This is a genomic window from Rudaea sp., assembly GCF_036560865.1.
Classification (GTDB): Bacteria; Pseudomonadota; Gammaproteobacteria; order Xanthomonadales; family Rhodanobacteraceae; genus Rudaea.
On record NZ_DATBQK010000088.1, the window covers coordinates 53,897 to 61,366 of the forward strand.

The 7,470-nt window shown below is 64.5% G+C and carries 5 protein-coding genes; all 5 read right to left on the minus strand.

The genetic code is table 11. From position 1 onward, the window contains the following. Positions 1–18 precede the first annotated feature (18 nt). Positions 19–1,920: a DNA topoisomerase IV subunit B gene (gene parE / locus VIE67_RS09280; protein ID WP_332025486.1), complete on the minus strand. Its 1,902-nt coding sequence runs from the start codon at positions 1,918–1,920 to the stop codon at positions 19–21. A 445-nt stretch (positions 1,921–2,365) separates the two neighbouring features. Beyond that, on the minus strand, positions 2,366–3,142 hold the full coding sequence (locus VIE67_RS09285) for a class I SAM-dependent DNA methyltransferase (RefSeq protein WP_332025488.1): 777 nt from the start codon (positions 3,140–3,142) through the stop codon (positions 2,366–2,368). A gap of 16 nt (positions 3,143–3,158) precedes the next feature. Further along, entirely contained in the window at positions 3,159–5,363 is a 2,205-nt protein-coding gene (locus VIE67_RS09290) for a glycosyltransferase (RefSeq protein WP_332025490.1), read from the minus strand. Next, on the minus strand, positions 5,360–6,529 hold the full coding sequence (locus tag VIE67_RS09295) for a hypothetical protein (RefSeq protein WP_332025492.1): 1,170 nt from the start codon (positions 6,527–6,529) through the stop codon (positions 5,360–5,362). The genes VIE67_RS09290 and VIE67_RS09295 overlap by 4 nt, the downstream gene beginning before the upstream one ends. A gap of 4 nt (positions 6,530–6,533) precedes the next feature. Continuing rightward, positions 6,534–7,470: non-hydrolyzing UDP-N-acetylglucosamine 2-epimerase (wecB, locus tag VIE67_RS09300; protein WP_332025494.1), on the minus strand; the 937-nt coding region annotated here is incomplete at its 5' end.

Sequence of the window (7,470 nt, forward strand, 5' to 3'; positions counted from 1 at the left end):
ACCAGCCCCGATTGAGCTTCATACCTCCAGCGACGCCAGGTCGCCCTTGGTCTCCAACCACTCCTTGCGATCGGCCGCGCGTTTTTTCGACAACAGCATGTCCATGAGTTTGCTGGTGCCGTCGTCGCCGGCTTCAATATCGCCAATCGTGAGCTGGACCAGGCGGCGCGTGTCGGGATCGATGGTCGATTCGCGCAATTGCGACGGATTCATTTCGCCGAGGCCCTTGAAACGCGTGACGTTGACCGCGCCCTTGATTTTTTCACGCTCGATTCTTTCCAGCATCGCATCGCGCTCGGCTTCATCGAGGCAATAGAACACCTGCTTGCCGACATCGACGCGAAACAGCGGCGGCATCGCGACGAAGACATGACCTTCGCGCACCAGAGTCGGGAAGTGTTTCAGGAATAGTGCGGACAGCAGGGTCGCGATATGCAGGCCGTCGGAGTCTGCGTCGGCGAGGATCACGACCTTGCCGTAGCGCAGGCCGGAGATATCGTCCTTGCCGGGATCGCAACCGATCGCAACCGCGAGGTCGTGCACTTCCTGCGAGGCGAGCACGCTGCCCGATTCGACTTCCCAGGTGTTGAGGATCTTGCCGCGCAATGGCAGGATCGCCTGGAAATCCTTGTCGCGCGCCTGCTTGGCGCTGCCGCCGGCGGAGTCGCCTTCGACGAGAAACAATTCGGTGCGGGTCAGATCGCTCGATGCGCAATCGGCGAGCTTGCCGGGCAGGGCGGGGCCTTGGGTGATCTTCTTGCGCACGATCTGCTTTTCGGTTTTCAAACGCAAAGTGGCGCGCTCGATCGCGAGCTGGGCGATCTTCTCACCGAGTTCCGTGTGCTGATTCAAGTACAGCGAGAAGCCGTCGTGCACCGCGTTCTGCACAAAGCCAGCGGCGTCGCGCGAGGACAGGCGCTCCTTGGTCTGTCCGGAAAATTGCGGCTCCTGCATCTTCAGCGAAAGCACGAAACTCAGGCGATCCCACACATCCTCGGGCGCAAGCTTGACCCCGCGCGGCAACAGATTGCGGATATCGCAGAATTCGCGCAGCGCATCGGTGAGGCCGGTGCGCAAGCCGTTCACATGCGTGCCGCCCTGCGCGGTCGGAATGAGATTGACGTAGCTTTCCTGGGTAAGCTCGCCGTCCGGCAACCAGGCGAGGGCGAAATCGATTGTGTGGCTGTCGCGCTTGAGCGATCCCTGATACAGGTCGCTGGGCAGATACTCGTTCGCGCCCAGCATGCTGCGCAAATAGTCGCGCAGGCCGTCCTCGTAGTACCACTCGTCCTTCTCGCCGCTCGCCGCGTCGGTCAGGCGCACAGTCAGGCCTGCGCACAGCACGGCTTTCGCGCGTAGGACATGCTTCAACCGGGGCAGGGAAATTTTTGGCGAATCGAAGTATTTCGGATCCGGCCAGAAGCGCAGCGTGGTGCCGGTCTGTTTCTTCGGCACGGTACCGACCACCGACAGATTGCTCGAGCGATCGCCGTTCTTGAAATTCATGCGATACACCTGCGCATCACGGCGGATCGCGACTTCCACGCGCGACGACAGCGCGTTGACCACCGATACACCGACGCCATGCAACCCGCCGGAAAACTGGTAATTGCGGTTGGAGAACTTGCCGCCCGCGTGCAGGCGCGTGAGGATCAGTTCGACGCCGGGAATGCCTTCCTCAGGATGAATATCCACGGGCATGCCGCGACCGTCGTCGCTGACTTCGACCGAGCCATCGGTGTGCACGATCACGTCGATCGTCTTGGCGTGCCCCGCGAGTGCCTCGTCGACCGAGTTGTCGACCACTTCCTGGATCAGGTGATTCGGACGTGAGGTGTCGGTGTACATGCCCGGCCTGCGCTTGACCGGTTCCAGGCCGGACAGCACTTCGATATCGGCGGCGTTGTATCTACTGCTCATCCCACTCCCTTCACATTCTCTGGACAACCTGAGCGCCGCGCAGTGTGGAGACAGCGCGTGCGCCAATCAAGCCCCGCGTTCGGCGGCGCTGGGCCGGCGGCACACGGACCAAGGTCCGCCATTGTCTGCGAAACTTTACAAGCCGGCACGGGTTTTTGCGTCAATGGTTGCGCGTATGGCGTTGCCTCGCAAAAGTTGGGTATCGCGTTAACATGCCAGCCTCTCGCCGGTGCATGCGGATCTGCACGCGTGGCTCAACCAACAATGCGCGGCGGCGGGGCCGGTCACGATAGGCGAACTGCCAAAATTCGAGGCGCCGGATGAGACCCTGCGCGAGGTCGAACGCGTTCGCGAAGAATGGGCGCGGCGCGGATAGGTGATGGCTTCGCAGCGCGGCAGGATGCTGGTTTCACGCTGGCGGGGCCCCTGCCGGTTGAAGACGTGCTCAATCGCGCTTGCGCAGGACCACGGTCGCGAAGCGCGCTTCTGCGGGATCGTGCTGCTGGCCGTAGTCCCAGATACTCGACTCGACGTCCAGCTGCGCGGTGGCACCAAGTTCGATCAGTTCGCAGGGGTTGTAGGGCCGGATCGTTTCTTCGGTGGTGAATTCTTCGCGTAGCTTGCCGTCCGCTGCGAATACGCGATATCGACGCTCGATCCGATTACTCCCGTCGGCGTTCACCGTGATGCGCTTGTGCCGTTCGAGCATGCTGTCGCCGTGTGCGCGGCGATAGTCCTGACGGAATTCGGCGAACGTCGCCACCGGCCGCGGAACGAACGCGTCGAGTACGAGGCAACCGCCCGGCTCCAGCGACGCCGCGATGCGCTGCACCGCTGCGGTCGCAAGCGCCGCGTCGTGCAGATACGTGATCAGCGAATAGGGCAGCAGAATGACGCGAAACGGTCCGCGCAAGGCCGGCGCGGCGATATCCATCTGCACGACCTTGGGCACAATATCTTTTCCTGCATCTTTGCGCAGGCGCGCGAGCATCGGCAACGAGCGATCGGCGCCAACCGCATCGATGCCGGCGCGCAGGAGCTCGATCAGGATGCGTCCGGTGCCGCAACCCAGTTCGAGCACACGATTGCCGACGTCGCATTCACGCTGGCACAGCGCGCGGTACCAGCCGATGTCGTCGAACGGCATGCTCTGACCCATGTCGCTCGCGTAGATGTCGGCGATCGCGTCGTAGGACCATGTGCCAAGGTTCGCCGTACTCATTGGTCGCGTGCGCTGATCAGCGTGGCGGCAACAACTGCTGGTACAGCGCATATTGGCGCGCGGCGATCGCATCCCAAGTATGCGTCTCCAGGCGCTCATCGTCGGCGGATTCGAGCGCGTGTCGACGCCCGTGGTCGGCGAGCAGTGCCGCGATCGGCGCAGCCATGCCGGCGATATCCTCGGCGATGACCAGGCCGCTCAATTGTTCCTGTGCAAATCCGCGTGCGCCGTCAGCAGTGCTGACGCAGACGCGGCGCGCAAACAGCGACTCGATCAGTTTGATCGAGGAGCCGCGAATGTCGCACTGGGGATTGATGCTCAAAGCGCATTCGGCAAGATAGGGCGCGGGATCGACGAAGTCCGAGATCACTTCGACGCCGTCTTGGCGCAGGCGCGGATCCGCTTCGACGTAAGGTTTCGATTCGCTGCCGCCGAGCACCGTCAGGCGCAGCTGCGGAAATTGTGCCTTGAGCGCCGGCCATGCGACATCGAGAAATTCGACGATGCCGAAACGATTCTGTGCGTAACGGAACGGTCCCATGAACAGCAGGTGCGGCGTCTGCGGCGACGGTGTGCCAGCTGCGCGGCGATCCTGAGCGCCATTGCCGATCAGTGCGGCGTGCGCATGCGCCAGCAGGGCGACGTCTTCGCCGGAACACGCGGTCAGTGCGTCGTAGCGCGCCATCGCCGCGATTTGCGCCGCATCCTCGTCACCGCCGTCGAGGTAGACGTCGTGCAGGGCGAGCAGCCAGCGCGCACGACCCGCGCGTCCTTGCGCGAGATTGGCCAGTTCCATGAACTCGACCTGCACGATATCCGGATCGTACAGTGCGATCAGGCGTTGCGTTTCCTCGCGCAGCGTCGGCCAGGCATGGCGTTGCTGCCGCTGCGCAAGGGTCAATCGCGCTTCACCGATGCGATCGCCGCGACCTTCGACGAGATGCGTCGCACGCAGCTTTGCCAGCCACGGCTCGGACGCTGGCGTGTACAGCGACCGTTCGTCGCCGAGCAGGATGAAATCGACCCGGTCCGCCAGCCGCGTCACCAGTTCGGCGATGCGCCGCGCGCCGCCGTGCGCGGGCGGGAACAAAGCGAACGGCGACACGACCAGCACGCGCGGACGCCGGGTCTCCGCGCTGGTGTTCGGCACGACGGGTCCATAGTAACGGTCGACGGCGATCTTGTTGTAGCGCAGACCGAGCAGTTGCGCGTGACGCGCGCGCAGGCGCAGGCGCAGTGTGCGCCAGGCACGGCCGACACCTGCATATTCGTGCCAATGTTCCGGCGCTTGCGCGGCGATGCGGCGCAGGTGTTCGATGGGCGCGAGTTGCGTCCATGCGTGGCGCATATCGAACCAGCGCGCGTTGCGCGCGATCACGCGCTCGATTTCGGCGCGCGTATAAAAGCGATTGACCGTCGCGCGATGCTGGTGCCAGGCATGCGAGGTCGGGCAGAACAGCACTTCCCAACCCTCGTTCCAGGCGCGCAGTCCCCAGTCCGCATCTTCCCAGTAGAACGGATGGTATTCGTGCGCATCGCGCACATAGCGACGCAGCAGGTGCGTGCGGCACAACGACGACCCGCCACCCGGATAGAGATTGCCGCGCGCCAGACTGCCGGGCTCCGGTGTGCGTTCGTACATCTCCGCGCGGTCGTGATGCGGATGGAAATCCGACCAGCCGGTTTCCTCGCGGCGGCGCGTTGCGTCTTCGAAAAAAATCTGCGACGTGATCGCGAACACTTGCGGCTGGCGATATGGCAGCAGTTCGGCGAGCGCGTTGGCGTCCAGGCGCATATCGCTGTTGAGCAGATACGTCCACGGCTGGCGCGCGCAGGCAATTCCCGCGGCGACCGCGCCGTCGTAACCCAATGGCTCGGAGTGGAAGCGCCATTCGAAATCCGGGTGTACAGCGACAAGCTCGCGATAGTCCTCGGCTTTGGCGCCGTTGACGACCACGATGACTTGCACGGGCTCATCGATCTTCGTGCAGGCTCTCGCAAGCGCGGCCAGTGTGGTGGCGAGTAGTTCTGGTGTGCCGCGTTCGGGCACGATCACCGACACGCCGCGCGTTGCGACCTTTTCGCGCCGTGGTTGCGGCCAGCGCGGCTTGAGGCGCGCAGCGAGATAGTCAGCGACGTGCAGGGCGCCGAAGAGCGGCAGCAGGCGCAACATGAAGCCGATGCGCTGCAGGCGCGGGATGCGACGCGCGATGGCGTTCATACAAGTGTCCCGGCGCTGGGCCGCAGTACGCCGGGTGCGGAAGTGTCTGCGTACCAGCGCAAGGACTGTTCGGCAAACATGCTGCACCAGACGTTGGCCTGCGTCGCGGTATCGGCATTGAATGGCAGGAAGCCGCGCGGATCGACACGTGCGACAAGTGCCGCGGCGAGACGGTCGAGTTCGCTCGGCGCCGGTGCGCCCGTCACAGCCGATTCGCGCAGCAGCAGGCCGACGCGCAAAGCTTGGGCGATGATGTCGTAGCGCAGCTTGATCTTGCCATCCGCTGTGCCGCCCGCACTTTCCGGTAGCGTGCCGTCGCTGCGGCTCAGGTCGAGACAGCGGCGCAGCAGGCGTGCGATCGCCGCTGCGCAGTCCGGGCGCGCCAGCAGCAGTCCTTCGGCGAAGTACAGCGTCGGATGCAGCATGCCGAGTTCGATGGCCGCAGCGCATGCCGCGAAACGGTTGTTCTCGCGTGCGCAAGCGCGCGCGAGCGCGGAGGGCAGCGGTGTACTGCTGCTGGCGACGCGTGAACTTGCCTTGACCAGGAATGGGCCGCCGCAGGTAGACCAGCGCAGCGGCAGCGATGCGGGAGCATGCAGCGGCAGTGCGCAGCGCAAAGTATCATTTTCCACAAAGCGGGCAAGTTCCCCAAGCAACAGCTCGCGCGACGCATCCGGCACGGCGGCGATTCGAGCCGCAGATGCTGCATCGAGACCGCGTAGCAGCATGGCGAGATCGAAGAAAAACACCGCATCGTTGCGCCAGTCGGTCTGTTCCTGCGCTGCATCCAGATAATATATGCGCGTCGCGGGGACTTGGCCGGTGGCGAACGAACGTGCGACCCAGGTGATGGCTCGCGCAGCAGGTTCGGCGGCAAGCGCGGCCGATTCGGTAGCGCCGATGTCGGCGAGCCAACTCAGGTAATAGCCGGTGATTTCCGCATAGACGTAGTGTGGCCTGCCGTCCGCCGCGATCATGCCGGCAATGCCGCCAGCGTGTGCGCCTGCGCGCACTTGCGCGGGACCGTGCAGCAACCACGCGCGCAGTCGTGCCGCGGCATCGCTCGCTGCCGAGATCAGCGTTGTGGTGTCAGCAAAATCCGGCATCGGCGCGATCACGTTCCGTTCCGCCTTGGCGAATGCGCGCTGCTGCGACGTGGGATGCACGAAACTACAGGGCGAGCGCGGGAACGGATGCGGGCACATCGGCGCGCAGCGTGCTGTGGTAGAACGAAACCATGTGCGCGGCGATGCGTTCGCCCGCGCGGCCGTCGCCATAAGGGGCATGCTCGTCGAACGCGATGGCAGCCGGACGCGGCGCGCCGAGCAGACGCTGCGCCGCTGCGACAATGCCCGGCACGCTCACGGGCACCAGCGTCGCTGTACCGAGTGCGACGCTTTCCGGCCGTTCGGTATTTTCGCGCACGACCAGAATCGGCGTGCCGAGATAGGGCGCTTCCTCCTGGATGCCGCCCGAGTCGGTGATCGCCAGCGTCGAACGCGCAAGCAAGGCGATGAACGGACGGTAATCCAGAGGCTCGGTCAAGACGATGCGCGGATGGCCGGCGAGATGCCGCCGGATGCGCGCGCCGACCGCTGGATTCGGGTGCACTGGACAGACCACGCCGACATCGGGCGTCGCATCGAGCAATTGCAGGATCGCCGCACACACGGTGTCGAGGCCGCGGCCGTAATTTTCGCGGCGGTGCAGGGTCAGGGTAATCAGTTGCCGCGTTGCGGGCAGCGGCATATTCGTCTGCTGCGGCCGCGAGAGCACCTCGCGCAGGACATCGATCGAGGTGTTGCCGACTTTGAGAATTCGCTCGCTCGCGATGCCCTCGATCAGCAGATTGCGCTGCGCGGTTTCGGTCGGCGCGAAATGCAGTTGCGCCATTCGCGCGATGCCGCGACGGAAATATTCCTCCGGAAATGGGCGCAGCGGATGATCGGTGCGCAGGCCTGCTTCGACATGCGCCAGCGGCAGACGCAGATCGCGTGCGGTCAGCGCCGTGGCAAACGCCGTGGTGGTATCGCCTTGCGCGACCAGCATATCGACTTCGGCAGCAGCGGCAGCCGTGCGGATGCCGGCGCGCAGACTGCGCAGGCTC